Here is a 26,825-nt window from a genome sequence, read left to right as displayed (position 1 = left end):
GCCGTAGAAATACGGCGGGCATTTTCATTTATTAAATGTGTGTAGGGGAGAGATTTATCCCTCCCGGGGACCTTGTTGCAGGCACGCGGCAAAAACAACGCCACTGGGTAGGGGCGGCATATATGCCGCCCGCAGGCGGCCATCTGCCGCACACGCGCGGGCCGCATATATGCGGCCCCTACAACTCTGCTGCGATTTAACATCGTAATCATGGCGCACGCTGTGGGAGGGACAAATCCTTCCCCTACTTTTTTGTGGTCATACTTCCTGCTCCATCAGCAGTCGTTTCAGCGGCATAATGGCCGCCGGTTCGGCGCTGAAGGTGCGCACACCGAGCTTCAAATACGCGGGCATGGCGCTGACGGCGGCCACGGTGATGCCACATAAGTACACCTGCATCCCGCGGGCCTGGGCCTCCTCCAGAATATGCTGCACCAGCCGCAGTACGGCGGGGTTTGCCAGCTGCCTGATGGCAGCGGTGGGGTCCTGCACAAGGCCCAGCGTGTAGCGGGTCAGGTCCTCGATATCCACGGCCAGCAGCTGCGCACCGTGGTCCATCAGGTCGCCCGCCATCAGGGCGGCACTAGGCATATCCACCACGCAGCCCATCGTCAGTGGGCCGGTCTCGCAGCCCGCTTCCAGCAGCTCATCGCGGCAGTCCTGCACCTCGCGCAGACAGTCGTCCCAGTCGCTCACGTCGGTGATCATCGGGAATACCACCCGCAGATCGCCGTCCGGGGCAGCCTGCAGCATGGCCTTGATCTGCGGCTTGAACAGCCGGTGGCCTTTCATACAAGCCTGCATCTCCCCGGTCCAGGGGGCGTCGTCGTCGGCGCGGGTATCGCAGCTGCGCACCAGCAGGGGGACCCCCTCGGCGTTTTTCAGCAGCTCGCGCAGGCGGGTGGTCTGTGTGGCCGTGCTCTGGTCATACAGAAGCGCCGTCTCGGTGCGCACAATGCCCACGCCCGCCGCGCTGTGGGTGTGGGGCAGGTCGTTATCGCTCAGGTTGCAGGTGGGCATTAAGCGGAACGCCGTGCCGTTTTTCGTCAGGCAGGGCAGGGTATCCGCCGGGTCGGGCGGTGCGCCGTGCAGGCGGCTCAGGGCGATTTTACAGTCAGCCTGGGCGATCTGTGCGCCGTCCGGCTCCACGACCAGCGTGCCGCTGTCGGCGTCCAGAATAGCCCGCCGCCCGGCCGCCATGGCAGAAGCACCCTCGCCCAGCTGCACCACAGCGGGGATGCCCATGCTGCGCGCCATAATGGCGGCGTGGCTGACCGTGCTGTCCTTGTCGCTGGCAAGGCCCAGCACCATGCGGCGATCCAGGCTGAACAAATCGCTGGGGAAGAACCGGTCAGCCACCAGAATGCTGGGCCGCTTTAAATGCAGGCGGCGGCGCGGGCGGCCATCCAGGATATCTACCACGCGGCGGCAGACATCGCAGACATCGACGCTGCGCTCCCGGATGTACTCATCATCGACATTTTTTAAGCGGTTGGCGAAAATCTGCTCGGCGCGTTCCACGGCGGCGGCACCGCCTGCACCGGCGGCTATGTAATCGCCGATTTCGTTGGTAAAGGATTCATCCTCCAACAGCGCGATTTGGAAAAGCAGGATATCCGCGTCGGGGCCTTTGGCGCGCTGGCTCAAACGGCGCAGTTCGTCCTTGGCCAGCACAACGGCCACATCGTAGAGTGCGCGTTCCCGGAAGGGGTCGCATACGATGCGGTGCAGGCCGGTGGTTCCGTGGTCGATCTGTTCGACCGGGCCGGCCACAATGCCGGGCGACGCCGGCACGCCGGTGTAGGTGTGCATAGAGTAGGCCTCCTTTATTGAATTTCCTTAGGCCATACCGCACAATTCCCGCCTGACGGCTTAAGCACCGCTCCGGCGGCTGCGGCACGGCATCTGCGTTGCCAAAATGCTCGATAAGACATCCAGTATTATCTGCGCTTTTGGCTTAGCAGCTGCCGCACCTCGCTCGCCGTATCGGCACTTAGAATTATGCGGTACTGCCCTTACAAAATCGGCATCTCGCCCAGCACTTTGCTGACGAGGGCGGTCACAAACTCCTCGGGCACGGCGGCGGCGATGGCACGTTCGGTCACAAGGGTGTTCTCATTACCATCCAGCAGGGCGGGGAAGCGGTCTGCCGGGTCCTTGTCAAAGCTGCCCATAAACGTTGCGGCCAGCAGCTTGGGCGTGTAGGCTATGTCCTCGGGCACACCGACGCGCTCGGCAGCCAGCTCCAGCGGGGCCAGCGCACCGCGGGTGGGGGCGCTGGGGTTCGGCGCGTAGGGCGCAGGGTAGTTGGCTCGCTGGCGGGCGTTCTTCTCGACCAGATCGATTTCCGGGGCGCGGGCGCAGACCTCAGCGAGCTTTTTCTGGTAGCATTCGGCAAAGTGCGCCAGGTATTCCTCATTGTCGGGCAGGATGGCGTAGGCCGTACCGCCGCAGCGGCCAAACAGCCGCATCGTGTCAAAGTAGCCCAGGGCAATGTTCCGCGCCGCGCGGGCCGGTGCAAAGTCCAGCGTCGGGCCTAAGTTCCAATGGCTGCGCACAATGCGGGTGGGCAGGCCGGTGGTGTTGGGCTTTACGATGCCGATGCCGTCCACATCGACGCCCAGCAGTTCCGCCGCGCCCATCTTGGCAGCCAGGTCCAGCGGCATATTGTCGCGCCAGCCGCCGTCAATGTACTTCACGCCGTCGATTTCCCGCGGGCGCAGGGCAGGGAAGCAGGCGCTGGACGCCAGCATATAGTCTTTCAGCTGGCCCAGGGGGATATCCTCAATGGGGCACTGCACGCTGCGCAGGCTGCCCAGTTCGGTCATGACAAGGCCAAAGTGGATGGGGGATGTGCGCACGGCATCCTCGTCGATCAGGCGGTCAATGGTCTCGGTCAGCGGTTCCACGTTCAGCCCGCCGCTGCGGATGATATCCAGGAAGAAAGGGCGCAGTTCGTCCGGCTTGAGCGTTTCAGGAATTTCCAGCACGTCATGAATCTCCAGCCCGCGCCACAGATCCTCGGCCTCCTGAATTTTGCCCATTGTGAAAAGACAGCCGTTCAGCGTACCGACGCTGGCACCGGTGATGATATCGGGCGTCCAGTCCAGCGCCTGCAAGGCACGCCAGACGCCGATCTGGTAGCTGCCCTTGGCCCCGCCGCCAGCCAGCACCAGGGCGCGTTTTCCGGTATGTTCCATCTTGTTTTTCCCTCCCGGTCATGGTTTTTCCTCATTATAGCATCTTCTGTGCAAAGTTGCCATAGCAAACCGCGTCACAATCTGCGGTTTTTGTATGGAATTTTTGTGTTTTGCCAGGGGTTGCAACGGAAGGGGAAAAGGAGTAAACTGAAAAGTAAGTTCGTAGGGGAAGGATTTATCCCTCCCGGCTCGTTTGCCGCTGCTGCGGCGCCAAACCACGGCAGAGATGCAGGGGCCGCATATATGCGGCCCGCAAGTTTCCCATTATCGGCCCTCTGCCGGAAAGCCGCGGGCGGCATATATGCCGCCCCTACATGGCAGCGCTGTTTTTTCGGGCATCTACCCGCCAAGTCCCCGGGAGGGATAAATCCCTCCCCTACAAAACAAGAGGAGCAAATTTCTATGTCTACCAAACCCATCTTAGTTGTCATGGCTGCCGGAATGGGCAGCCGCTACGGCGGATTGAAGCAGATCGACCCGGTCGGGCCGTCGGGCGAGGCCATCCTGGATTACAGCCTGTACGATGCCCGCCGCGCCGGGTTCAAGACCGTCGTGTTCATCATCAAGCATGAGATCGAGCAGGCCTTCAAGGAGGCCGTCGGTGCCCGCGCCCTGCGCGCCGGGTTCGAGGTCCGCTATGCCTACCAGCAGCTGGACAAACTGCCCGCCGGCTTCACCGTGCCGGAAGGCCGCGTCAAGCCCTGGGGCACGGCCCACGCCATCCTGGTGGCCGAGGAAGCCATCGGCGACGCGCCGTTCGCGGTCATCAACGCCGACGACTACTACGGTCCGCAGGGCTTTAAGCTCATCTATGACTACTTGAGCACCCACGCCGACGGCGACCGCTACGCCTGGGCCATGGTGGGCTTTCTGCTGGGCAACACGGTCAGCGCCAACGGCAGCGTCAGCCGCGGCGTCTGCGTGACCGATGCCGGCCACAATCTGGTCAGCGTGACCGAGCGCACCTGCATCGCCCCCTACGACGGCGGCATCCATTACAGCGAGGACGGCGGCAGCACCTGGACCGACCTGCCTGCCGACAGCGTTGTATCAATGAACCTGTGGGGCTTCACCCCCGCCTATGTGCAGGAGGCCAAGGCCGGGTTTGCGGCGTTTTTGAAGGAAAGCCTTCCTGTCAACCCGATGAAGTGCGAATATTACCTGCCCACCGTCGTGACCGGCGCATTGGAGCGCGGTGAGGCGGACGTCCACGTCCTGACCAGCGCCGACAAATGGCACGGCATAACCTACCGCGAGGATAAACCCGAGCTGGTAGCCGCGCTGAAAAAGATGAGCGAGGACGGGCTGTACCCGGTGGATAAATTGTTCTAAAATGACACAAAAATGCGGCCTCCCGCGCGGAGACCGCATTTTTGTGTTGCAGGGGCGGGATAAATTTTCCCCCACGGCATTATCCCTTTCCCCCAAACGAGCCTTTGCGCTTCAGCACCGTATACATCACCAGGCAAACGATAACCGACAGCAGCGAGCCGCAGGCCGTCGCCAGGCCCATGGGCAGCAGGTTGTCCGGGAAGAGCTTCGACGTCAGGTACGCCCCCGGCACGCGAACGAGCACGATGGACAAAATGTTATGGATGAACGACAGCTCGCTGCGGCCATAGGCACAGAAATACCCGCTGAAACTGAAATGCACCCCGGCAAAGAAGCAGTCGAAAATATACCCGCGCAGATACCACGCGCCCGCCGCAATGACGGCGGCGTCGGCGGTGAACAGCCCCACGACATTCGGCGCGATGAACTGCACCAGCACGGCCGCCACCGCACCAAAGCCCAGCGTAATGCCGATGCCGTACCGCAGCGTAGCCGATGCACGGTCGTGGCGGCCTGCGCCGACTTCCTGTGCGCCCAGCGCCGACACGGTGGAGAGCATCGACGACGGCACCAGGAACACAAAGCTGATGAACTTTTCCACCACGCCCACAGCAGCTGCGTCCGTCAGGCCGCGCCGGTTGGCAATGACGGTAATGATCAAAAACGAAATCTGGATCAAGCCATCCTGCATGGCCACCGGTACGCCGACGCGCAGGATGCGCCCGATGATGGCACGCCGGGGGCGGAAGTCGCTTTTCTGCAGCTGCACGCCGTCCAGCCCGCGCTTTAAGATTGCCGCCAGCGAGACCACGACGCTGATGGCCTGGGACAGCGTTGTGCCCAGCGCCGCGCCCCCAGGCCCCATGCCCAGCGCCCCCATAAAGACGAGGTCGAGCACGATGTTGGCCGCGCAGGCCACCGCGATAAAGTACATCGGGCTTTTAGAGTCTCCCAGCCCGCGGTAGATGGCCGCAATGATGTTGTACGCCGTGATGCAGGGGATGCCGATAAAACAGATGGTCAGGTACGCCCGGGTGCCCGCAACGGCCTCGGCCGGGGTGGACATGATGGCCGTGATGGGTCCCACCAGCCCCGCCAGCAGCGCCGCCAGCGCCGCCGAGAGCACCAGAAACAGCACTGCGCCGTTGCCGATGGTGCTGCCCGCGCGGCGGTTTTCGCCCGCACCGACGGCGTGGCCGATGCCCACCGTGATACCCATAGCCAGCCCCACCAGCATGACCGTGACCATGTGCATGACCTGGCTGCCGATGGACACCGCCGTCGTGCCCGCCACACCGTCAAATTGGCCGATGATGAGCAGGTCCGCCATGCCGTAAAGCGTCTGCAAAAAGTAGGAGAGCAGGTACGGCAGCGAGAACCGCAGTACATTTTTTAGTACGCTCTCCCTGGCAAAGGTGTTTTGCATAGGGGATCATCCTCTTTTCCGATTTAAAGTGCTAATATAGTAAAACGCATTCGGGGCCGCTTGTCAAGGCGGGGCAGAGCCGGGCGGCATCACATTTCCGGCAAAAAGCGGCGCAAAAATCCAGGAATATTTTACAAATTGCAGTGTTGTATTTGCCCGCCGCGTCGGGTATAATAGAATCAGCAAATCATCCATTTCTGTATGCGTTTCCAAAACTCGCGCATCTGTGCAGTTTTTATGTAAAGGAGAACCCATTATGATGAAGAAATCTACCTTCGGTGCCGTTCTGGCCTTCCTGTTTGCCGCTGCCGGTGCGCTGACCGCCGCCGCGCTGTACCTGTACCACCGCGAGAAGGAGCTGGACGAGTACGAGCGCCTGCTGTTCAGCGACGATTACGATGATTTTGACGACGAGGACGACGAGGACACCACCACCTACGAGAAGATCCCCGACGCACCGACGGAGGAGTAATTTCCTTCCCGCGCAAAACACCTTCCGGCCGGGCGCTGGCGGCGTCCGGTCTTTTGGCAATGGAGAATATGAATTATGCGTAAACTGCTGCTTTGGCTGGTGATGGTCGCCGTGATGGTTGCCGCGATCCTGGGCGGAACAGCGGCATTCCTGTACAGCCGCACCGGCGAGGACGCCCTCCCGCAGGAGCCTGTGCAATTCGGCGATATCACGCTGGAATCCAACGGCTGGGACTGGGCTGTCCCGGTGCTGGGTGACAAAGTCACAAAAACATACGAAAGCCCCACAAATTTGACCGTGCAGAAGCTGGGCACTTTCACCGATACCATCCCCCAGCTGACGCTGCCCGCATGGGTCACATCGGCCACGGTGCAGATTACCGCGCCCGACGGCACAGCCTGGAGCAGCGATAAATCCAGCTGCAACACCTATACCTATGCCCAGAACGGTGATTATCAGATCATCGTAACGGCTTACCACAACGACGCCGACGCCCCCGGCGACCCGGCGGGCTGGTACGCCTACCGCGCCGGGTTCACGATGGCCATGAACCCCAAAGTGACCCTGAGCACCGAGCGTGCGGCCCAGGGCAGCATCGTTGCCATCCAGCTGTCCGGCATTCTGGACGGCGAGCCCAGCGTCGAAAGCGACCTGGGCACGGTCTGGTTCCGCAAGACGTCCAGCGGGTACATGGGCTACCTGCCCGTGACCTACAACGCCGAGGGCGGTGACCACACGCTGCACCTGACCTGCGGCACGCTGGAAAAAGATATCGCCCTCACCGTGACCCGCACGATGTACGATACCCAGGCTGTCCCTGCCGAGGAGGACGTGGGCGGCGGCGAGGAATTCCGCAATGCCATCTGGCCGCTGTACACCACCGGCAGTTCTGCCAAGCTGTGGAACGGTCGCTTTGAGGCCCCCAGCGCGGGCGCTGTCACGATGGAATACGGCACGACCCAGATGGTGGACGGCCAGCGCAGCGGCCAGGCCACCGGCCTGACCTACGACGCCCCAGACGGCGAGACCGTCACCGCGCCCCAGGCGGGCAACGTGGTCTTTGCGGGCACGCTGACCCTGACCGGCGGCACGGTGGTCATCGATCACGGCTGCGGCGTCAAGAGCTACCTCTACGGCCTGGAAACCGTGGATGTGGAGCGCGGGCAGTCGGTTTCCACCGGCGACCCGCTGGGCACTGCCGGGACGACCCACAATTTGATTTATGAGCTGCGCATTGGCAGCAAATCCACCGACCCGCAGATCGCCCTGAACGGCAACAGTGGTCTGCAATTCAGAGAGTCGGAATAAATATTATACGGCGGGCCCCACACGAAGGGCAAACGACCGCCCGCCCAAAAGCTGCGGGGCGTCGAGGATACCGCCCCCTACATCCTAGGGAATCGAGTTATTAGAAGAGTGGGAGAAACCATGGAAGAAGAGAAGAACACCGCGGCTGCCGTGGATTGGGAGGAAGCACCCAACCCGAAGCACCGCAAACGCAGCCGCAAAAAGGAACCGGCTGCCAATGCCCCCAGGCCCGCCGAGACGGCTGTTCCTGCGGCTGACTCGGCCCCGGCTGCCGAACCTGACACGGCATCCGATACCCCCGAGCAGCCCGAACCCGCCGAACCGGCGGAGACCCCCGCTGCCCCGGAGACCGTAGGGCGGGATGTCCCCATTCCGCCGCAGCCTGCCGACGCCCCGGCGGAAGAAGCTGCACCTGCGGATGCCCCCGAAGATACGCCCGAGGCATCTGCGAAGTCTGCCGATCCAGCCGAAGCCGAATCCGCCCCTGCCGAACCGGACGATGCTCCCACCGAAGAAGAATCTGCCAGCGTCCCAGACGCTGACGATGCTCCTGCCGACGAGAACGTGAGCGGTGACACCCCCGCCGACGAGGCCAAGGACACCCCTGCGGACGACATCGACCCCGACGACACCCCCGAAGAAAAAGCGCGTGCTGCCACCATTTCCCGCACGGCTCAGCTCTCGATTTCCCAGATCATGGCCGGGTTGGAGGAGAACATTCCCGACGTCCCGGCAGAGGAAAACGCAGCCCCCGCGCCGGACGCTGACGACACCGCCGACGAGGACGACGAGCCCGACGACACCATCCCGCAAAAGCTGGGCCGCGCCGGGTTCGGCATGATCAAATGGCTGCTGCTGGTCATCATCTTTGTGCTCATCATCGCAGGGGCGGGCGTAGCCTGGCTCTACCGCAGCGCCACGCCCGATATGCTCCCCACCATCAAGGCGACCTTCGACGGACAGGAGATAAACCCCACGGCGTACAGCTGGCACGTCCCGGTTGTGGGCAACCTGTTTAAGCGCACCTACGCCGAAACCTTGAGTTCCGCACCCTATGTGCTGGACACGCCGGTCTCCGGCGCGTCGCCCGATGTGGTCGTCACTCCGTCCGGCTACACGGCCACGCTGACTGTCACCGATGCCGACAAGAACACCCTGTACGACGGCGGCGTCACCGGCTTCCGCAGCTATCTGTTTGAAGAAAACGGCACCTACGACGCCAAGCTCGTCGTCAAGGTCGATGGAAGCTCGTCCGACCGCGATTCCAGCGTCACCGGTACCGAGACCTGGCAATTCCAGTTCACGGTCAACATCAAGCCCACCATGCAGCTCTGCACGCCGTCCGTGCAACAGGGCAGCGTGGCGGCGGTGCGCGTCGGCCCGACGCTGAGCGGCGAAGCCCCCGCCATCAAAACGGCCTTGCAGACCCCCGGCTTTGTCCAGGCGGCCAACGGCTGGATCTGCTATCTGCCCATTCCCTGGAACGAGAGCACCGGCAACGTGACCCTGACCGTCACCGCCGACGGCTACACCGAGGATATGACGCTGTCCATCCGCGCGGCGTCCTACACCTATAAGGATTACAGCAAAACGTCCCAGATGATCTCGCCCTACATCGGCGAGAGCGACGCCCCCGCCGCCGTCACCAAGGTGCTTGCCACCACGGATGACAGCATCGAGTGGGCCGTGGGCGGTTTTGTGCAGCCGTTCCTGGATTCCTTCGATACACCGCTGATTTACGGCATGACCGAGTACGCAGGCCGCGCCCGCAGCGAACGCAGCACCAACTACGGCTACGGCGGCCGCACCGCGACAAATGTCGTCATCAAGCCGAAGAAGTCCAACGATTCGATGATCGTGCCCGCCAGCGGCCGCGTGCTGCTGGCCGAGGACCTGGGCGGCATCTACGGCAATACCGTCGTTATCGAGCACGGCGCCGGCCTCAAGAGCATCTTCTACGGCCTGGGTGCGCTGAACGTCAAGGCTGGCGAGAACGTCAAGCAAGGCCAGCTTTTGGGCGTTTGCAGCAAGATCGTCGTCGCCGAAATGCGCATCGGCACCGTACCCATCAACCCGCTGCTTGTCTGGCGCGGGCAATGCGATGGGTTGAAGAATTATTGATATTGTATAACGGCACCCGCTGAAAACGGCGGGTGCTGTTTTTTTGTTGTACAAGGCTTCCCCCGAGGAGGGAAGGCTTAGTCAATTCACACCTCCCGCCGCCCCGGCATACTATATCCCAAAACCAACCGAGGTGAGCGCTTATGCCGAAAACATTTTGCGTAGTGGGGCACGATGCCCGCCAGCAGGCGGCGGCCCATGTGCTGCGCCGTGCGGGCTACGGCGTGACCGCAGCCGACAATGCCGCCGCAGCCGATTACATCTTATTGCCCATGTCCCAGGGCCGCGTCAGCGACGAAGTTGCCCGCGCCTTGCAGGGGGCCGGGCAGGGCACATGGATTTTTGCGGGCCGTCCCGGTATGCCGGTGCGCACCGCCGTGCGGCAGGCCAATCTGCCGCTGGTGGATTACTTCCTGCGGCCCGAGCTGGAATCTCTGAACGCCGTGCCCACCGCCGAAGGCTGCCTGGAACTGCTGCTGCGCCTGCGTCAGCGCACGATTTGGGAGAGTGACTTCCTTGTGCTGGGCTATGGCCGGGTAGGCCGCGCCGTGGCCCGGCGGCTGGGACTTCTGGGCGGGCGCGTCACTGTGGCTGCCCGCAGTGCCGAGCAGCGCGCCAACGCCCGGTGTGCGGGCTGCCGCGCCGCGCCGCTGACCGCTCTGCCCGGGCTGCTGCCGGAGTTTGACGCCGTCATCAACACGATCCCCGCGCCGGTGCTGCCCCGGGCACTGCTGCAAAGACTGCCGGGCGGGGCGCTGATCATCGATCTTGCCAGCCTGCCGGGCGGCACCGATTTTGCCGCCGCCGAGGAACTGGGTCTGCACGCTGAGCACGCCCTGGCCCTGCCGGGCCGCTGTGCGCCCCAAACAGCCGGGGCACTGATTGCGCAGACCGTTCTGACAATTTTAGAGGAACGCGGCGAATACGCGGAAAGGAGCACCCCATGACCACCCAACCGAAACGCACGGTTGCCTTTGCGCTGTGCGGCAGCTTTTGCAGCTTTTCCGCCGTGCTGCCCCAGGTGCGGCTGCTGGCCGCGCGGGGGTGGGATGTCCTACCCATTTTAAGCGCCAGCGCTGCCGGGCAGGACACCCGCTTCGGCACGGCCGCCGCCCTGCGGCAGACCTTGTACGAAGTCACCGGCCACAAACCGCTGACCACCTTGCAGGGCGTCGAGCCGCTGGGCCCGCAGAAATTGGCCGACGCCCTCGTCATTGCCCCGGCCACCGGCACAACGATGGCCCTGCTGGCGGCAGGGATCAGTTCGACCCCGGTCACACTGGCCGCCAAGAGCCTTTTGCGCGGCGGGCGGCCCATCGTCATCGCACCGTCCACGAACGATGGGCTTTCGGGCAGTGCCCCGGCGCTGGGCCAGCTTTTGCAGCGGCGGCACTACTATTTTGTGCCCTTCGGCCAGGACGACAGCTACAAAAAGCCGTGCAGCTTAAAGAGCGATTTTACCCTTCTGCCCGACACCCTGGAAGCCGCCCTGCGCGGCGTGCAGATACAACCGATGCTGTTGTAATATGTGGCCGGGCAGGCGGCATATAACAAGGTAGAACACATTCAGGGAGGCCCGCTCATGCAGACGATCACGATTCACGGCAGGCAGCCCCTGCACGGCAGCATCCGCCCGGCGGCGGCCAAAAACAGCGCCCTGCCGCTGCTGGCGGCGTCACTGCTCTGCGGCGGGCCGTGCCGTCTGCGCGGCGTGCCCGCCCTGGCCGATGTGGACACCAGCCTGGCCCTTTTGCAGGCTGTGGGGGCCGACGCGCAGCGCTGCGGCGCGGATATCTGCACCCGCCCCGCCGATGCGCTCTGCGGCGAGATTCCCGATTACCTGGCCGGGGCCATGCGCAGCTCGGTGTTCTATTTGGCGCCGCTGCTCTGCCGGGCGGGGTATGTGCGGCTGCCCCTGCCGGGCGGCTGCCGCCTGGGGCCGCGTCCTGTGGATATCCACCTGGCCGGGTTGGCCTCCATGGGGGCCGAGGTAGAATTAGAAGGCATCGCCGTGACGCTGCGGCGCAAAGGGCCGCTGCATGGGGTGGATTTCACGCTGCGGCTGCCCAGCGTCGGTGCTACAATGACACTGCTGATGGCCGCCTGCTGCGCCCAGGGCCGTACCGTACTGCGAGGCGCGGCGCGGGAGCCGGAAATCGGCGATATGATTGCCTTTCTGTGCGCCTGCGGGGCTGACATTTCCGGCTACGGCACGCCGATTTTGACGGTGCAGGGCGGGCGGCCCCTGGGCGGGGCGGTGCACGCCCCGCTGCCCGACCGCATTGCCGCCGCCACCTACGCCGCCGCGCTGGCGGCCGCGGGCGGAGACATACGCATTACCAGCTGTGACCCAGCCCTGTACGGCGCATTTCTGCAATTTTTGGCGCAGACCGGCGTGCAGATCGAGAAGGGACCGGACTGGGCCGGACTGGTCCACGACCCCGCCGTGCCGCTGCGGGGCGGGGTGCAGCTTTGTGCCGACGCCTGGCCCGCCTTTGCCACCGACACCGCGCCCCTGGCCGCCGCCGTACTGCTGGCGGCAGAAGGGAAGAGCGAAATTTTTGACCGCCTGTTCCCCAACCGCTTTGCCTGCGCCGCAGGTTTTGCCGCTATGGGCGCGGAGGTAACGGCCAAAGGGCGGCGGCTGATGATTGCAGGCGGGTCACGGCTGCGCGGTGCCGCCGTGACCGCCCCCGACCTGCGCGGCGGGGCCGCCCTGCTGGTGGCCGCCCTCGGCGCAGACGGCACGACCACCCTGCGCGACCCGGGGCATATCCGCAGGGGGTATGCCGATTTGCCGGGGGAGATAAGGCGACTGGGGGCGGAAATTGGATAAGAGATAAGAGAAAAAAGAGCAGCGTATGCCGTATCCCTACCACTTTTTTTATGAATTTGCCCTTGGGGTATTGAAATTGTCTGTAAAATTTGATATTCTAATAATCAGTTATATGTAAAAAATCGCGGATCAGTGTGCCCATATGCGGGCCAAACCCATAGGATCCGGTTAAACAACTTCACTTTTAGGGGGATACACTCATGGCATTCGTTCTCGATGAAGAAATGCAAAATGTAACCAATATCAAGGTTATCGGCGTAGGTGGCGGCGGCGGCAACGCCGTCAACCGTATGGTGGAGGCAGGTCTGTCTGGTGTCGAGTTCGTTGCGATGAACACTGACCAGCAGGCCCTGCTCAACTCCAAGGCCACCCAGAAGGTCCAGCTTGGTGCCAAGCTGACCAAGGGCCGCGGCGCCGGTGCTGACCCGGAGATCGGCCAGCGCGCTGCCGAGGAGAGCAAGGACGAGATCACCAACTCCCTGAAGGGTGCGCAGATGGTCTTTATCACCGCCGGCATGGGCGGCGGCACTGGCACGGGCGCTGCCCCTGTCGTGGCTGAGACGGCCCATGACCTAGGCATCCTGACCGTCGGCATCGTCACCAAGCCCTTCGCCTTTGAGGGCAAGCGCAAGATGGCCCAGGCCGAGCAGGGCATCGCTTCCCTGATGATGCACGTCGACTCTCTGATCGTCATTCCCAACGAGCGCCTGAAGCTCATCAGCCAGGAGAAGATTACCCTGATGAACGCCTTTGAGGCCGCTGACAACGTGCTGCGCCAGGGCGTTGAGAGCATTTCCAGCCTGATCAACATCCCGGCCTTCATCAACCTGGACTTTGCCGACGTGCGCTCCATCATGAAGGACGCCGGCTTCGCCCACATGGGCGTCGGCGTCGCCAAGGGTGCCGGCAAGGCCGAGAACGCCGCCAAGGCTGCCATTTCCAGCCCGCTGCTGGAGACCAGCATTGCCGGTGCGCGCGGCGTCATCATCAACATCACGTCCAGCCCGGATATCGGCCTGGAGGATGTCGAGACCGCTGCCAGCATGATCACCCAGAGCGCACATCCCGATGCCAACATCATTTGGGGTACTGCGTTCGACGAGCGCCTGAGCGACGAGATGAGCATTACCGTTGTCGCCACCGGCTTCGAGAGCACGCCCGAGGTGGACGAGCCCATCCAGGCCCATGTGGACGCCAAGCGCGCCGCTGCCACCCAGCCCGCTGCGCAGCAGCCGGTCCAGCAGTCCGACGCTCCGGCCCGCCCGGTGCAGCCTGCCCAGCAGCAGATCAACCCGGTTATGCCCAACCCCATCTTCACCCAGTCCTTCAGCACCGGCATGGATACTCCCGTGGCCGCCCAGCCCGCTGCCCCCGCCGAGGAAGAGGATGACGGCGATTACTTTGACGACCTGCTCAGCATCTTGAACAAGCGTTCCTGATAAATTTTGCTGCGAGAGGATGTAAAAAGCCATGCCGTCTGAACCGATGAACATTCAGGAACAGGGTTTCCGTTCCAGCTTGTTCGGCTTTGATAAAAATGATGTGCTGGCTTACATGAACGCCCTGGCAAACGAGGCCCAGCAGCACGAACTGGAATATAACCGACAGCTGCAGCAGATGCAGTCCAAGTTGGACGACCTGCGCAATGAGCGCAGTGCCGGCGACAGCCGCATTGAAGCCCTGAAAGCCGAATTGGCCGCCGCCACCCAGCGTGCCGACGCCGCCGAGGCCAAGCGCCGCGAGGCGGACGAGCAGCTGGAGACCATCAAGAAAAAGACCGCGTCGTTCCAGTCCACCCAGCGCGAAAACCAGAAGAACGCCAACATCTGGCAGCTGAAATGCCACGACTTGCAGCAGCAGGTGGACGAGCTGCAAAAGCAGCTGGCTTCGGCCCGGCAGCTGAACACTACCGTTGCCCCCGCTGCGCCCACGTCCGATTTGGTGCGGGAAGCCAAGCTGGAAGCCGGTAAGATTCTGGCCGACGCCCGCCTGTATGCGGACAGCGCCGAAAAAGAACTGAAGCAGCAGGCCGATTTGCAGAAAAGCCGCATGGCCGAGAACGCCCGCAGCATTGCGTCGGGCGTCATGCTTGTGCGGGAGCGTCTGGCCCGCGTGGACGAGCGTTTGAGCGCTGCCACGCTGGACCTGGACGGTCTGACCCAGGCCATCTACCAGGCACTGGATCAGACCGAGGCCGAACTGAAAGAGCTGGGCACCGATATGCGCAGCTTTGCCCAGGGCACCCCGGAGACGGATATCCCCGTCAGCGCCCCGCGCCCGGCTGCCAAGGCTGCCGCCCCGGCAGGGGACAAACCCGCTGAGCGCCTGCGCGTGAAGGCGAAGGCCCAACCGGTGCAGCATAAGCCCGCTGCCCCCGCCCCGATTCACCGCCTGCGCAACACCCGGCGGCCTGTGTCGCAGCTGTTGCAGGATCAGATTGATCGGCTGAATGGGGACGATCAGTAAATAAAGTACATGACCACCTGGCGTAAAGCCAGGTGGTTTTTGCTGTAAGAACCTCCCGTTTGTTCACAAACCCTTCTTAATTTGTTGAATTTTCCTTCACGACTTTGACACATTTGCCGGATATACTATAAGTGTTCTCCGGGAAGGGAGCAGGGACCCGGCCCCCAGAACAGGACCCCAAGTTTTTCATCCATACTCCTCTTTTCTTTTGACGCGAAAGCGGTGCGGATCGTCTCCGCACCGCTTTCGTGTTTTTTTTGTACAAATTTTCGCATTTGACAACGTTTTTTCGGCGCCGCGCCCCTTGCCGAATGCCGCCGAAACCTGTATAATATAAGCTGATATTGTATCGCCATGGGGCAGACCCGGCCTACGGTATCCCGCAGACACTCATACCCGCAGGAGGCAAAATCCTATGAGAGTTGGTCTGGACATTGGTTCCACCACGATTAAATGTGTCGTGCTGAACGACGCCGATCAAATCATCTATTCTACCTACGAACGTCATTTCAGCCATATTTTAGAGAAGGGCAAGGCCCTTTTGGAAAAGGTCGCAGCAGAGTATCTGCCCGACGGCCGCGCATATTTGGCTATCTCCGGCTCGGCCGGCATGGGCCTGGCCGACAGCTGTAAGGTGCCCTTTGTGCAGGAGGTTTTCGCCACCCGCGTGGCAGCCAACCGCCTGGCCCCCGGCACCGACTGCATCATTGAGCTGGGCGGCGAGGACGCAAAAATCCTGTTCCTGACCAACGGCACCGAGGTCCGCATGAACGGCAGCTGTGCCGGCGGCACCGGCGCGTTCATTGACCAGATGGCTACCCTGCTGAAGATGGGTGCCGACGAGATGGACAAGGCCGCCCAGGGCGCGACCCGCACCTACACCATCGCCAGCCGCTGCGGCGTGTTTGCCAAAAGCGACATCCAGCCCCTCATCAACCAGGGTGCGCAGGCGGGCGACATCGCGGCCTCCATCTATCAGGCCGTCGTCAACCAGACCATTGCGGGCCTGGCCCAGGGCCGCCCCATCAAGGGCAACATTCTGTACCTCGGCGGTCCGCTGACTTTCGCCAAGACCCTGCGCGAGAGCTTTGACCGCACGCTGGGCGTCACCGGCACTCTGCCGGAGAACAGCCTTCTCTTCGTCGCCATGGGCGCTGCGTTCTACGCCGACGAGGAATCCGATTTGCGCGAGGTTGCCAAGCGCCTGGACGATTACAGTGCCACGGCCACTTACGTCAGCCTGCCGCCGCTGTTTGCCAATAAGCAGGCGTACGAGGAATTCCACGCCCGCCACCTGAAAGCCACCGTGCCCTGCCTGCCCTTTGGTGCAGACTGTGGGCCGGTACATATCGGCATTGACTCCGGCTCCACCACCATCAAGCTGGTGGTCATCGACAACGACGCCAACATTCTGTTCGAGAGCTACCGTCCGAACCTGGGCAACCCCATCCCGCTGGTCAAAGAGACGCTGCTCAAACTCTATCAGGGGCACCCGGGCCTGCAAATTGCCAGCGTGACCACCACCGGCTACGGCGAGGAACTCGTCAAGAATGCGTTCCACTGTGACCGCGGACTGGTGGAGACGGTGGCCCACTTCACCGCCGCCAAGCACTTTTTGCCCGATGTCGATTTCATCATCGACATCGGCGGCCAGGACATGAAGTGCTTCAAGATCGAGGATGGTGCCATCAGCAACATCTTCCTGAACGAGGCCTGTTCCTCCGGCTGCGGCAGCTTTTTACAGACGTTTGCCCAGGCGCTGGGCTACGATGTCAAGGAGTTCGCCGCGCTGGGCCTGTTTGCCGACAAACCGGTCGATTTGGGTTCCCGCTGCACTGTGTTCATGAACTCGTCTGTCAAGCAAGCGCAAAAGGACGGTGCATCGATTGAAAATATCAGCGCCGGATTGTCGATTTCCGTCGTCAAGAATGCGCTGTACAAGGTCATCCGCGCGTCCAGCCCGGAAGAGCTGGGCCGCAACATCGTCGTGCAGGGCGGTACTTTCTATAATGAAGCTGTCCTCCGCGCCTTTGAAAAAGAGATGGGCGTCAACGTCATCCGCCCCGACATTGCGGGCCTGATGGGCGCTTACGGCGCAGCCTTGTACGGCAAGAGCCGCGCGGGCGAGAACGCCCACAGCACCGTCCTGACCGAGGCCGAGCTGGAAGCGTTCAGCCAGAAGGTCAACACCGTGCAGTGCAACGGCTGCGGCAACCACTGCCAGCTGACCGTCAACGTTTTTGCCGATGGCAAGCGGTTTATCTCCGGCAACCGGTGCGATAAACCCGTGACCGGCAAGGCCAACAATGAGGATCTGGACCTCTACGCCTACAAGCTGAAGCTGCTGGACGACTACCGCAAGGCAGCCGCCCCGGCCAGCCCCCGCGCCAAAATCGGCATCCCGCTCTGCCTGAATATGTACGAGCTGCTGCCGTTCTGGCACACACTGTTCACCAAGTTGGGCTTTGAGGTCGTCGTCAGCCCCTTCTCCAACCGCAAGCTGTACCAGAGCGGCCAGGCGACCATACCCAGCGACACGGCCTGCTTCCCGGCCAAGCTGACCCACGGCCACATCCGCTGGCTGTGTGAGCAGGGCGTGGATGCGATTTTCTACCCCTGCATGAGCTATAACCTGGACGAGCACCTGGGTGACAACCATTATAACTGCCCGGTCGTCGCCTATTACCCCGAGGTTTTGGAGGGCAACTGTCCCGAGCTGAACGCGACGAAGTTCATCTACGACTACTTCAACCTCGAGCGCCGCAAGGATTTCTACAAGAAATTCCAGCAGGCGCTGGACAAATATTTCCCGGGGCTGGACAAAAAGGCCGTGCATGAGGCCATCGATGCGGCTTACGACGAGTACGCCCGCCATATGCAGCAGCTGCGCGACAAGGGTACCGAGATCATCGCCGCTGCCCGCAAGGAAGGCAAGCATATCGTCGTGCTGGCGGGCCGCCCCTACCACGTTGACCCCGAGGTCAACCACGGCATCAACCAGCTTATTATCCGCCAGGGCGCGGCCGTCGTCAGTGAGGATTCCGTCAGCTGGCACGAGCAGAAGTTCCAAACCGCCGTGCTGAACCAGTGGACCTACCACAGCCGCCTGTATGCCGCCGCCAAGTACTGCACCGAACAGCCCGACATGGATCTGGTGCAGCTGGTGTCCTTCGGCTGCGGCCTGGACGCCGTGACCACCGACGAGACCCGCGAGATTTTGCAGGCGGGCGGCAAGCTGTACACCCAGCTGAAGATCGACGAGATCACGAACCTGGGCGCGGTGAACATCCGCCTGCGCAGCCTGTTTGCAGCACTGGAAGAACGGAAAGAAGACCATAAGTAAGAGGCAACCCATGGAATACATGACTCCCAATTTTACCAAGGATATGGTAAAGACCCATAAAATCCTGATTCCCAACATGGCGGTCACCCAGTTCCGGCTCATGCAGGCGGCGCTGGCCAGCGAGGGCTACCAGACCGAGGTGCTGGGCAACTGCGGCAGCGAGGTCGCCCAGCTGGGCCTGAAATACGTCCATAACGACACCTGTTACCCGGCGCTGCTGGTCATCGGTCAGTTCTTGGACGCGCTGAACAGCGGCAAGTACGACCTGGATCACACGGCGCTGCTCATCACCCAGACCGGCGGCGGCTGCCGCGCGTCAAACTACATCAAGCTGCTGCGCAAGGCCCTCGTCAAGGCGGGCTACGGCAATATCCCGGTCGCGTCGCTGAACTTCTCCGGTCTGGAAAAGGGCAGCGGCCTGCCGCTGACTGTGCCGCTGCTGCGCAAAGTCATTGCATCGATTTTCTACGGTGATATGCTGGTGGCCCTGCGCAGCCAGACCCACGCCTATGAGGATCACAAGGGCGACGCCGACGCCATGACCGAAAAGTGGATCGCCACCATCCAGAGCTGGATTCGCGGCGACAGGAACTACTCCGCCCACGATATGAAACGCCGCTTCTACGACATCGCGAAGGACTACGCCACCATCCCCATCACCCGCGTACCGAAGGTCAAGGTCGGCGTTGTCGGCGAAATTTACGTCAAGTATTCGCCGCTGGGCAATAACGATTTGGAAAAATTTCTTGAGAGCCAGGACTGCGAGGTCAACCTGCCCGGTCTGATGGGCTTTGTAGAGTACTGCGTGGCCAACTACAAGCTGGACATCGACCTGTACGGCGGCAACAAGCTGGTCGCAGGCGGCGCGGATGCGTTCCTGAGCTGGCTGGACAGCATCGGCTGCGCCAGCTACGACGCCATGCGCAAGTACGGCTTCTACGCGCCCGGCTCCTTCCGCGAGCTGATGAAAAAACCAGAGGGTATTATCTCTCTGGGTGCCAAGATGGGCGAGGGCTGGCTGCTGACCGCCGAGATGATCGAGTTGGTCGAGGGCGGCTATGGCAACATCGTCTGTGCCCAGCCCTTCGGCTGCCTGCCCAACCACATCGTGGGCAAGGGCATGATCAACAAGATCCGCGCCCTGCACCCCGATGCGAACATCACGCCGGTAGACTACGACCCCAGCGCGACCCGCGTCAACCAGGAGAACCGCATCAAACTGATGCTGGCCGTGGCCCGCGAAAAGCTGGAACAGCCCGCCGCAGCCCCCGCGCCCCTGACCGCCGAACAGCTGGCAGGTGGTGCGCCCCAGGTGGAAACCACGGTGCAGTGACCAGGCACAGAAAAAAGTTGAAAAAATCCAAACTTTTTTCAAAAACCCCTTGCAATTTGCATTGGCATCTGCTATAATAATCTGCGTCGCCAAGTGGTGACGCAATATGCGCGGTTAGCTCAGCTGGTAGAGCATCTGCTTGACGTGCAGGAGGTCACAGGTTCGAGTCCTGTACCGCGCACTCTAAAAGACACATGGAATCGTTAAGATTCATGTGTCTTTTTCTTTTGGTACACACTCACTTTCACTGTGCACATAAATACAAACATCGGCAGGCCGTCCGCTTGCCGATGTTTTGATGGAAACATACGAAAAATATGGGCTGTAATGGCATTTTACTGCTTGCTGCCCGTTTACAGCTCGTCCACCTGTCTCAGCTCCACCTTGCGGCGGTCGAGGGTCAGCAGGCCCTCGCGCTGCATCTGGGAGAGGGCATTGCTCAGGGCGCTGCGGTCAACGCCCAGGTGGTCGGCCAGCTGCTGACGGTCAAAGGGCAGGTTGAACTGCATACTGCCGCTGCGCCGCGCCAGCACTGAAAAATACGCCGTGATGCGCCCGCGTATCGTCTTGGGAGCCGTGTACAGGCTGCGCTGGGCCAGCCCCAGGTTTTTGCGGGCAGCAATACGCAGCAGGTTTTGGGTCATCTTCCAGCGCCACGGTTCGCAGCCGCACCGCAATAGTTGATCGGTGTCCAAAAGCAGCACCTCGCCGCTTTCGGCTGCCACCACGCTGACCAGCAGCGGTTCCTCGGGCAGGCAGGCGTAAGTCTCGGCAAACAGATCGCCCGGCCCAGCCTGACCCAACAGCGTTTTGCTGCCCCAGACGTCCAGATGCTCCATATGCACGCGGCCCGCCAGTACCACGCCCAATGGCGGCGCGGTGCAGCCGGCCTCCAACAGGACTTCGCCCTTGGCAAAGGGGCGGCGGCGCATCCGCAGGGCCTCTATGGCCGCGGCGGCCTCCGTCTCGGTCAGGCCGCGGAACAGCGGCACATCGGGCAGTTTGCAGCTTTCCATTTTTTGCACCTCGTATGTTGTTACTACAACAGATTCTTTTCTGCCATTGTAGTAAAATAGCAGCATAAAGTCAAGGAGGCTGACTATGAAACGACAGATCATTCATATCGACCAGGAAAAATGCAACGGCTGCGGGGCCTGCGCCGCCGCCTGCCACGAAGGCGCTATTGCAATGGTCGGGGGCAAGGCCACACTGATGCGCGACGATTACTGCGACGGCATGGGCGACTGCCTGCCCCACTGTCCGACCGGGGCCATCACGTTTGAGCAGCGCGAGGCTGCGCCCTACAACGAGGCCGCCGTCCAGGCCGCCAAGGCACACAAGGCCGCCCACGCGCCCCACAGCTGCCCCGGCAGTGCCCCCAAAACAATGCACGTCTGCCCGGGCAGCATGGCCAAGGCCCTGCACCCCGCCGACGCGGCAGGGGAGAGCACCGCCCCCACGATGGCCCCAAGCCAGCTGCGCCAGTGGCCGGTACAGATCAGGCTGGTGCCCATCAACGCGCCCTACTTTGCCGGTGCCAAGCTGCTGATTGCCGCCGACTGCACGGCCTACGCCTACGCCGCGTTCCACGAACGGTTCATCCGCGGGCACATCACGCTGGTGGGTTGCCCCAAGCTGGACGATGTGGATTACAGCGAAAAGCTGACCGCCATCATCCGCAACAACGATATTAAGGAAGTCACCATCGTGCGGATGGAAGTGCCCTGCTGCGGCGGGCTGGAAAACGCCGCCAAGCGTGCGTTGCAGGCGTCCGGCAAGTTCATTCCATGGCAGGTCGTGACGATTTCCACCGATGGGCGCATTCTGGACTGAAAAAGTTGAATTTTTTTGCCAAAAGGGCTTGCAATTTGTAAAGCAATCTGCTATACTAATATGCGTCGCCAACAGGCGGCGCAACTATGCGCGGTTAGCTCAGCTGGTAGAGCATCTGCTTGACGTGCAGGAGGTCACAGGTTCGAGTCCTGTACCGCGCACTCTAAAAATCCCCACCGATTTACGGTGGGGATTTTTCTTTTAGAGTGCAATTACGGCGGGTGAACGCTTCGAGTCCCGCCATTATAAACGCCCGGCTGCAAGGTGCAGCCGGGCATTTTTTTGAACAAAAATCCAATTTTTAAAACAGATGTTCCTATTCTGGCGGCTAGGTATCTGCTACCATAGAGGTACGGTAGCGGCGCGGGGTCAGGCCGGTCTGGCGGCGGAACACACGGTAAAAATAGTTATAGTCCGAAAACCCGGTCAGGCGGCTGATCTCCACGTTGGACAGGGACGTTGTGGCCAGCAGTTCCATGGCCCGCTGCACCCGCAGCCGGGTGATCTGCTCATTGATGCCGCAGCCGTAGGTCTGGCGGGAGAGATAATACAGCCCGGTGCGGCTCAAGGACAGCGCCCGGCAGATCTTTTCGCTGGTCAGTTCCTCTGCCAGGTGGTCGCTCAGATATTGGCCCAGCCGTGCCTCGCTGCTGCCGGGGTTCAGCCGCGCCAAACCCTGTTGGTACAGCGCGGACGCCGCCAGCGCCAGCAGGTCCGATGCCGATTTCAGCGTCGGGTAGGGCGTGCGGGGCAGGGCATCGTAGGCGCTGTGCAGTGCCGCTTCGTCGATGCCGTAGGGTGCGCAGCGCTCCTTGGCCACGGCCCACTCGGCCGCCTCGTCCGCGCCTTGCACGATATGGCTTAGCAGCAGAAATCCCACCGCCGCGCCGTCTATCAAAATCGGCGTGATGACCTCGATCAGCCCGGCGTGGCAGGTGTAGATGACCGTCTCTTTCCGCCGCGTGGCGTTGCGGCAGGCGTTTTGGTCGCACAGATGGCAGCCGATGACCCCTTCCGGCACGCCGCGCACCAGCTTGCAGTAGGCAGGCAGCTCCGGCGGGTAAGAGAGGATATCCATGCCGTAGGTGTCAAACACCACGGTGCGCAGCCCGGTCAGGCGGTGGAAATCCTGCAACAAAACCAGCATTTCTTCCTTATTGAAAACCGTTCCCATAGGTCGCCCCCTTCATTTTGAACATCCAGACAGTTTCATCATAGAAAACAAAGCTCCACTTGTCAAGGAGGAAATCCATGCTTACCTTACGAAATTGTACCCTCGGCATTGAGTTCGGCTCCACCCGCATTAAAGCGGTGCTGGTGGACGATGCCTGCAAGCCGGTCGCTCAGGGTGACTTTACCTGGGAGAATCGGCTGGAAAACGGTGTCTGGACCTACCCGCTGGACGAAGTCTGGCGTGGTGTGCAGGCCGCCTACGCCGCCCTAGCCGCTGATGTGCAGGCCCGGTACGGCCAGCCGCTGACCACGGTGGGCTGCATCGGCATTTCGGCCATGATGCACGGCTATCTGCCTTTTGACGCGGCGGGCAATCTGCTCGTGCCGTTCCGCACCTGGCGCAACACGATGACTGGCCAAGCGGCGGAAGCGCTGACCGCGGCGTTCGGGTTCAACATCCCCCAGCGGTGGAGCGTAGCGCACCTGTACCAGGCCATGCTGAACCGCGAGCCGCACCTGACGCAGCTGGATTTCTTCACAACGCTGGCCGGGTATGTACACTGGCAGCTGACCGGGCGCAAGGTGCTGGGCGTTGGCGACGCCAGCGGTATGTTCCCGATTGACAGCGCCACCGGCGGGTATAACGCTGCCATGCTGGAAAAATTCAACGCGTTGGCGGCAAAGCAGGGCTATCCTATGGACCTTGCCAGTCTGCTGCCCACCGTTTTGCCCGCAGGTGAGGACGCGGGCACGCTGACCGCCGAGGGCGCGAAGCTGCTGGACCCCACCGGCGTTTTGCAGCCCGGCGTGCCGTTCTGCCCACCCGAAGGCGACGCAGGCACCGGCATGGCCGCCACGAACAGTGTGGCCCCGCGCGCCGGAAATGTCAGCGCAGGCACGAGTATTTTTGCCATGGTCGTGCTGGAAAAGCCACTTTCCAAGGTCTACCCGGAAATCGACATGGTCACGACCCCCGACGGTGCGGCGGTGGCCATGGTTCACTGCAACAACTGCACCAGCGACCTGAACGCCTGGGTCGATCTGCTGGCCGAGAGCGCGGCGCTCTGCGGGGCTGGCATCGACAAGGGCGCGTTGTTCACCCGGCTGTTCAACGAGTCTTTGAAGGGTGCGCCCGACTGCGGCGGCGTGGTGCCCATCAACTATATCTCCGGTGAGAGCGTGACCCACTTTGATGCGGGTCTGCCGCTGCTGCTGCGCCGCCCAAACAGTGATTTTACGCTGGCGAACTTTATGCGGGCCAATATCTATTCGGCCTTTGCCACACTGGCGTTGGGGCTAAACATTTTGAAGCAGGAGCACGTGGCGTTGGATACACTGCTGGGCCACGGCGGCATTTTCAAAACGCCGGGTGTGGCGCAGCGGTATCTGGCCGCTGCAGCAGGCGCGCCCGTCACCTGCATGGAAACCGCGGGCGAGGGCGGCCCTTACGGCATGGCGCTGTTGGCGGCCTACCGCCTGTACCGCAGGGCAGGAGAGACGCTGGCGGCGTATCTGAACCGCTGCGTGTTCGCCGGTGCCAGAAGCGTAACGCTGGCCCCGGATGCCGACGATACGGATGGGTTCGCGAAGTTCCTGATCGAATATAAAAATGCGCTGAACGCCGAGCGGGCGGTGGTGTCCTGAAAAATTTTCCTGCCGTAGGGGCCGGGCATGCCCGGCCCGGTCGTGTAAGGCAAGTGTGCGCTTCCGGGAAAGTTGCGGGCCGGACATATCCGGCCCCTACCGAGTACTGCAGGCACTGGTTATTTAAAAGAAGGAGGAAACTTTTATGTTGCATACCTATGAATTTTGGTTCGTCGTGGGCAGTCAGTTTTTGTACGGCCCTGAAGTCCTCGAGACCGTCGCCGCCCGCGCGGCGGAGATGGCCGATAAGCTGAACGCCTCCGGCAATCTGCCCTGCAAAATCGTCTACAAAGTTACCGCCAAGACCAACACCGAGATCTCCGACGTGGTGCGCGAGGCCAACTACGACAAGCACTGCGCGGGCATCATCACCTGGTGCCACACCTTCAGCCCCAGCAAAATGTGGATCAACGGCTTTGCCAACCTGCAAAAGCCCTACTGCCACTTTGCCACCCAGTACAACCGCGAGATCCCCAATGAAGAGATCGACATGGACTTCATGAATCTGAACCAGGCCGCCCACGGCGACCGCGAGCACGGCTTTATCGCCGCCCGCCTGCGGATGCCCCGCAAGGTCATTGCGGGCTACTGGCAGGACGAGGACGTGCAGAAGCGCCTGGGTGATTGGATGCGTGCCGCCGTGGGTGTGGCGGTCTCGAGAGAATTGAAGGTCATGCGTTTCGGTGACAATATGCGCGAGGTCGCTGTGACCGAGGGCGACAAGGTCGAAGTGCAGGCAAAGCTCGGCTGGCAGGTCAACACTTGGCCCGTGGGACAGCTGGTGGACACGATGAACGCCGTGACCGATGCGGAAATTGACGCCCTGATGGATGAATACCGCGCCGCCTACGATTTTGCCAGCGAGGACACGGACTTTATCGAGACCGTGCGCTACCAGGCCCGCGAGGAAATCGCCATGAAGAAAATGCTGGACGCCGAAGGGTGCAAGGCATTTTCCAATACTTTCCAGGACTTGTACGGTATGCGCCAGCTGCCGGGCATCGCCAGCCAGCATCTGATGGCTCGGGGCTATGGCTACGGCGGCGAAGGGGACTGGAAAGTTGCCGCAATGACTGCTATAATAAAGGCAATGGCCGAGGGCAAGACCGGCGGCACCGCCTTTATGGAGGATTACACCTACAACCTCGTGCCCGGGGCCATGTACAGCCTGGGTGCCCATATGCTGGAAGTCTGCCCGTCCGTGGCCGCCGCCAGGCCCCGCGTGGAGGTTCACCCCCTGGGCATCGGCGACCGTGAGCCGCCTGCCCGCCTGGTGTTTGAGGGCCACGAGGGTGACGCCATCGTCGTGAGCCTCATCGACATGGGCGGCCGCCTGCGGCTGATTTGCCAGGACATCCACTGCGTCAAGCCGATTCTACCCATGCCCAACCTGCCGGTGGCCCGCGTCATGTGGCAGGCTATGCCTGATCTGACCACCGGGCTGGAATGCTGGATCACGGCGGGCGGCGCACACCACACGACACTGACCTACGATGTGACCGCCGACCAGATGAAGGACTGGGCCAACATGATGGGTATTGAATTTGTCCATATCACAAAAGATACCACGGTGGAAAGTCTGGAACAGCAGCTGTTCTTGAACGATTTAGCGTGGAAATTGAAAGGATAACCTATGCTGGAAGCATTAAAGCAGCAAGTTTATGAAGCCAATATGGAACTGCCCCGCAGGAGCCTTGTGACCTACACCTGGGGGAATGTCTCGGGCATTGACCGGGAGCGCGGCCTGTTCGTCATCAAGCCCTCCGGCGTTGAATATGACGAGCTTACGTCGGAAATGCTCGTTGTCATGGACCTGGACGGCAACAAGGTCGAGGGCGATCTGAACCCCAGCAGCGACACGAAAACACATTTGGAACTGTACAAAGCTTTCCCGCAGCTGGGCGGCATCGTACACACCCATTCCACCCACGCGGTGGCCTTTGCCCAGGCGCGGCGCGACCTGCCTGCCTTTGGCACGACCCATGCTGACTACTTTTACGGCCCGGTGCCCTGCACGCGGGAGCTGACGCCGGAGGAAATCGACGAGGACTACGAGAAGAACACCGGCAAGGTCATCATCGAGACGTTTACAGAGCGCGGCATCGACCCGGTACACGTGCCCGGCGTGCTCTGCGCCAGCCATGGGCCGTTCACCTGGGGCAAGGATGCGGCCCAGGCCGTCTATCACGCGGTTGTGTTGGAAGAAGTGGCAAAGATGGCGATCCTGACCCTGACCATCGACCCCAACGCCCATCCCGCACCGCAGCACGTGTTGGACAAGCATTTTATGCGCAAGCATGGGCCGAATGCCTATTATGGGCAGGAATAAGGAGGTTTG

General features: G+C 61.8%; 20 protein-coding genes and 2 tRNA genes. 17 read left to right on the top strand and 5 right to left on the bottom strand.

What is annotated here, in order from left to right; genetic code table 11:
• Positions 1-258 precede the first annotated feature (258 nt).
• Both ACZO0A_RS00770 and ACZO0A_RS00765 read right to left on the bottom strand, forming a co-directional pair.
• Positions 259-1,812, bottom strand: coding sequence for a putative PEP-binding protein (locus ACZO0A_RS00770; RefSeq protein WP_302492632.1), 1,554 nt, complete (start codon positions 1,810-1,812; stop codon positions 259-261).
• 203 nt (positions 1,813-2,015) lie between these two features.
• A complete protein-coding gene (locus ACZO0A_RS00765) occupies positions 2,016-3,200 on the bottom strand; it encodes a patatin-like phospholipase family protein (RefSeq protein WP_291212329.1) in 1,185 nt (394 codons plus the stop codon).
• Between the two features lie 402 nt (positions 3,201-3,602).
• Between ACZO0A_RS00765 and ACZO0A_RS00760 the strand changes: the two genes are divergently transcribed.
• Positions 3,603-4,532: a nucleotidyltransferase family protein gene (locus ACZO0A_RS00760; RefSeq protein WP_291231532.1), complete on the top strand. Its 930-nt coding sequence runs from the start codon at positions 3,603-3,605 to the stop codon at positions 4,530-4,532.
• Positions 4,533-4,611: 79 nt separating this feature from the next.
• Here the strand turns inward: ACZO0A_RS00760 and ACZO0A_RS00755 are convergent, their stop codons facing one another.
• Positions 4,612-5,958 (bottom strand): MATE family efflux transporter, encoded by a 1,347-nt coding sequence (locus ACZO0A_RS00755; RefSeq protein WP_302377563.1) that lies wholly within the window; start codon positions 5,956-5,958, stop codon positions 4,612-4,614.
• Between the two features lie 256 nt (positions 5,959-6,214).
• Between ACZO0A_RS00755 and ACZO0A_RS00750 the strand changes: the two genes are divergently transcribed.
• The 11 genes from ACZO0A_RS00750 (at position 6,215) to ACZO0A_RS00700 (ending at position 20,018) form a co-directional block, all read left to right on the top strand.
• Positions 6,215-6,430, top strand: coding sequence for a phosphatase (locus tag ACZO0A_RS00750; RefSeq protein WP_252261668.1), 216 nt, complete (start codon positions 6,215-6,217; stop codon positions 6,428-6,430).
• A 75-nt stretch (positions 6,431-6,505) separates the two neighbouring features.
• Entirely contained in the window at positions 6,506-7,738 is a 1,233-nt protein-coding gene (locus ACZO0A_RS00745; protein WP_486845913.1) for a murein hydrolase activator EnvC family protein, read from the top strand.
• 120 nt (positions 7,739-7,858) lie between these two features.
• Positions 7,859-9,859 carry a peptidoglycan DD-metalloendopeptidase family protein gene (locus ACZO0A_RS00740; RefSeq protein WP_302377566.1) on the top strand — a complete coding sequence of 667 codons (2,001 nt, stop codon included), beginning with the start codon at positions 7,859-7,861 and terminating at the stop codon, positions 9,857-9,859.
• Between the two features lie 143 nt (positions 9,860-10,002).
• The gene (locus ACZO0A_RS00735; RefSeq protein ID WP_302377567.1) at positions 10,003-10,806 is read left to right on the top strand and encodes an NAD(P)-dependent oxidoreductase; all 804 of its coding nucleotides are present in this window, start codon (positions 10,003-10,005) and stop codon (positions 10,804-10,806) included.
• On the top strand, positions 10,803-11,384 hold the full coding sequence (locus tag ACZO0A_RS00730; protein ID WP_294827097.1) for a dipicolinate synthase subunit B: 582 nt from the start codon (positions 10,803-10,805) through the stop codon (positions 11,382-11,384). Before ACZO0A_RS00735 ends, ACZO0A_RS00730 begins: the two co-directional genes overlap by 4 nt.
• 57 nt (positions 11,385-11,441) lie before the next feature.
• Entirely contained in the window at positions 11,442-12,695 is a 1,254-nt protein-coding gene (locus ACZO0A_RS00725) for a UDP-N-acetylglucosamine 1-carboxyvinyltransferase (RefSeq protein ID WP_302377570.1), read from the top strand.
• Between the two features lie 200 nt (positions 12,696-12,895).
• Positions 12,896-14,134 (top strand): cell division protein FtsZ, encoded by a 1,239-nt coding sequence (gene ftsZ, locus ACZO0A_RS00720; protein ID WP_215693832.1) that lies wholly within the window; start codon positions 12,896-12,898, stop codon positions 14,132-14,134.
• 31 nt (positions 14,135-14,165) lie between these two features.
• Positions 14,166-15,161, top strand: a complete 996-nt coding sequence (locus ACZO0A_RS00715; protein ID WP_486845911.1) for a hypothetical protein — start codon at positions 14,166-14,168, stop codon at positions 15,159-15,161.
• A gap of 415 nt (positions 15,162-15,576) precedes the next feature.
• Entirely contained in the window at positions 15,577-18,504 is a 2,928-nt protein-coding gene (locus ACZO0A_RS00710) for an acyl-CoA dehydratase activase (protein ID WP_302492637.1), read from the top strand.
• A gap of 10 nt (positions 18,505-18,514) precedes the next feature.
• Positions 18,515-19,837 carry a 2-hydroxyacyl-CoA dehydratase gene (locus ACZO0A_RS00705; RefSeq protein WP_302377463.1) on the top strand — a complete coding sequence of 441 codons (1,323 nt, stop codon included), beginning with the start codon at positions 18,515-18,517 and terminating at the stop codon, positions 19,835-19,837.
• A 108-nt stretch (positions 19,838-19,945) separates the two neighbouring features.
• Positions 19,946-20,018: transfer RNA gene (locus ACZO0A_RS00700), tRNA-Val, on the top strand.
• A 172-nt stretch (positions 20,019-20,190) separates the two neighbouring features.
• Here the strand turns inward: ACZO0A_RS00700 and ACZO0A_RS00695 are convergent.
• The gene (locus ACZO0A_RS00695) at positions 20,191-20,853 is read right to left on the bottom strand and encodes a Crp/Fnr family transcriptional regulator (protein WP_215693840.1); all 663 of its coding nucleotides are present in this window, start codon (positions 20,851-20,853) and stop codon (positions 20,191-20,193) included.
• Between the two features lie 85 nt (positions 20,854-20,938).
• Here ACZO0A_RS00695 and ACZO0A_RS00690 point away from each other — a divergent pair, with 85 nt between their 5' ends.
• Together ACZO0A_RS00690 and ACZO0A_RS00685 are read left to right on the top strand one after the other, a co-directional pair.
• Positions 20,939-21,670, top strand: a complete 732-nt coding sequence (locus ACZO0A_RS00690) for an ATP-binding protein (RefSeq protein ID WP_215693842.1) — start codon at positions 20,939-20,941, stop codon at positions 21,668-21,670.
• An 88-nt stretch (positions 21,671-21,758) separates the two neighbouring features.
• Positions 21,759-21,831 (top strand) — tRNA-Val (locus ACZO0A_RS00685).
• A 167-nt stretch (positions 21,832-21,998) separates the two neighbouring features.
• Here ACZO0A_RS00685 and ACZO0A_RS00680 read toward each other — a convergent pair.
• Positions 21,999-22,844, bottom strand: coding sequence for a PocR ligand-binding domain-containing protein (locus ACZO0A_RS00680; RefSeq protein ID WP_215693844.1), 846 nt, complete (start codon positions 22,842-22,844; stop codon positions 21,999-22,001).
• A gap of 77 nt (positions 22,845-22,921) precedes the next feature.
• Here ACZO0A_RS00680 and ACZO0A_RS00675 point away from each other — a divergent pair, with 77 nt between their 5' ends.
• From ACZO0A_RS00675 to ACZO0A_RS00665, 3 genes are all read left to right on the top strand, one after another.
• Positions 22,922-24,487 (top strand): xylulokinase, encoded by a 1,566-nt coding sequence (locus ACZO0A_RS00675; protein ID WP_302375146.1) that lies wholly within the window; start codon positions 22,922-22,924, stop codon positions 24,485-24,487.
• A gap of 145 nt (positions 24,488-24,632) precedes the next feature.
• Positions 24,633-26,117 carry an L-arabinose isomerase gene (gene araA, locus ACZO0A_RS00670; protein WP_302375145.1) on the top strand — a complete coding sequence of 495 codons (1,485 nt, stop codon included), beginning with the start codon at positions 24,633-24,635 and terminating at the stop codon, positions 26,115-26,117.
• Between the two features lie 3 nt (positions 26,118-26,120).
• Positions 26,121-26,816 (top strand): L-ribulose-5-phosphate 4-epimerase, encoded by a 696-nt coding sequence (locus tag ACZO0A_RS00665; protein WP_486845910.1) that lies wholly within the window; start codon positions 26,121-26,123, stop codon positions 26,814-26,816.
• Positions 26,817-26,825: the final 9 nt, after the last annotated feature.

The organism is Gemmiger sp. (assembly GCF_057431175.1).
Note: the sequence above shows the minus strand (reverse complement) of the source record. Positions and strands in the feature narration are given on the sequence as shown.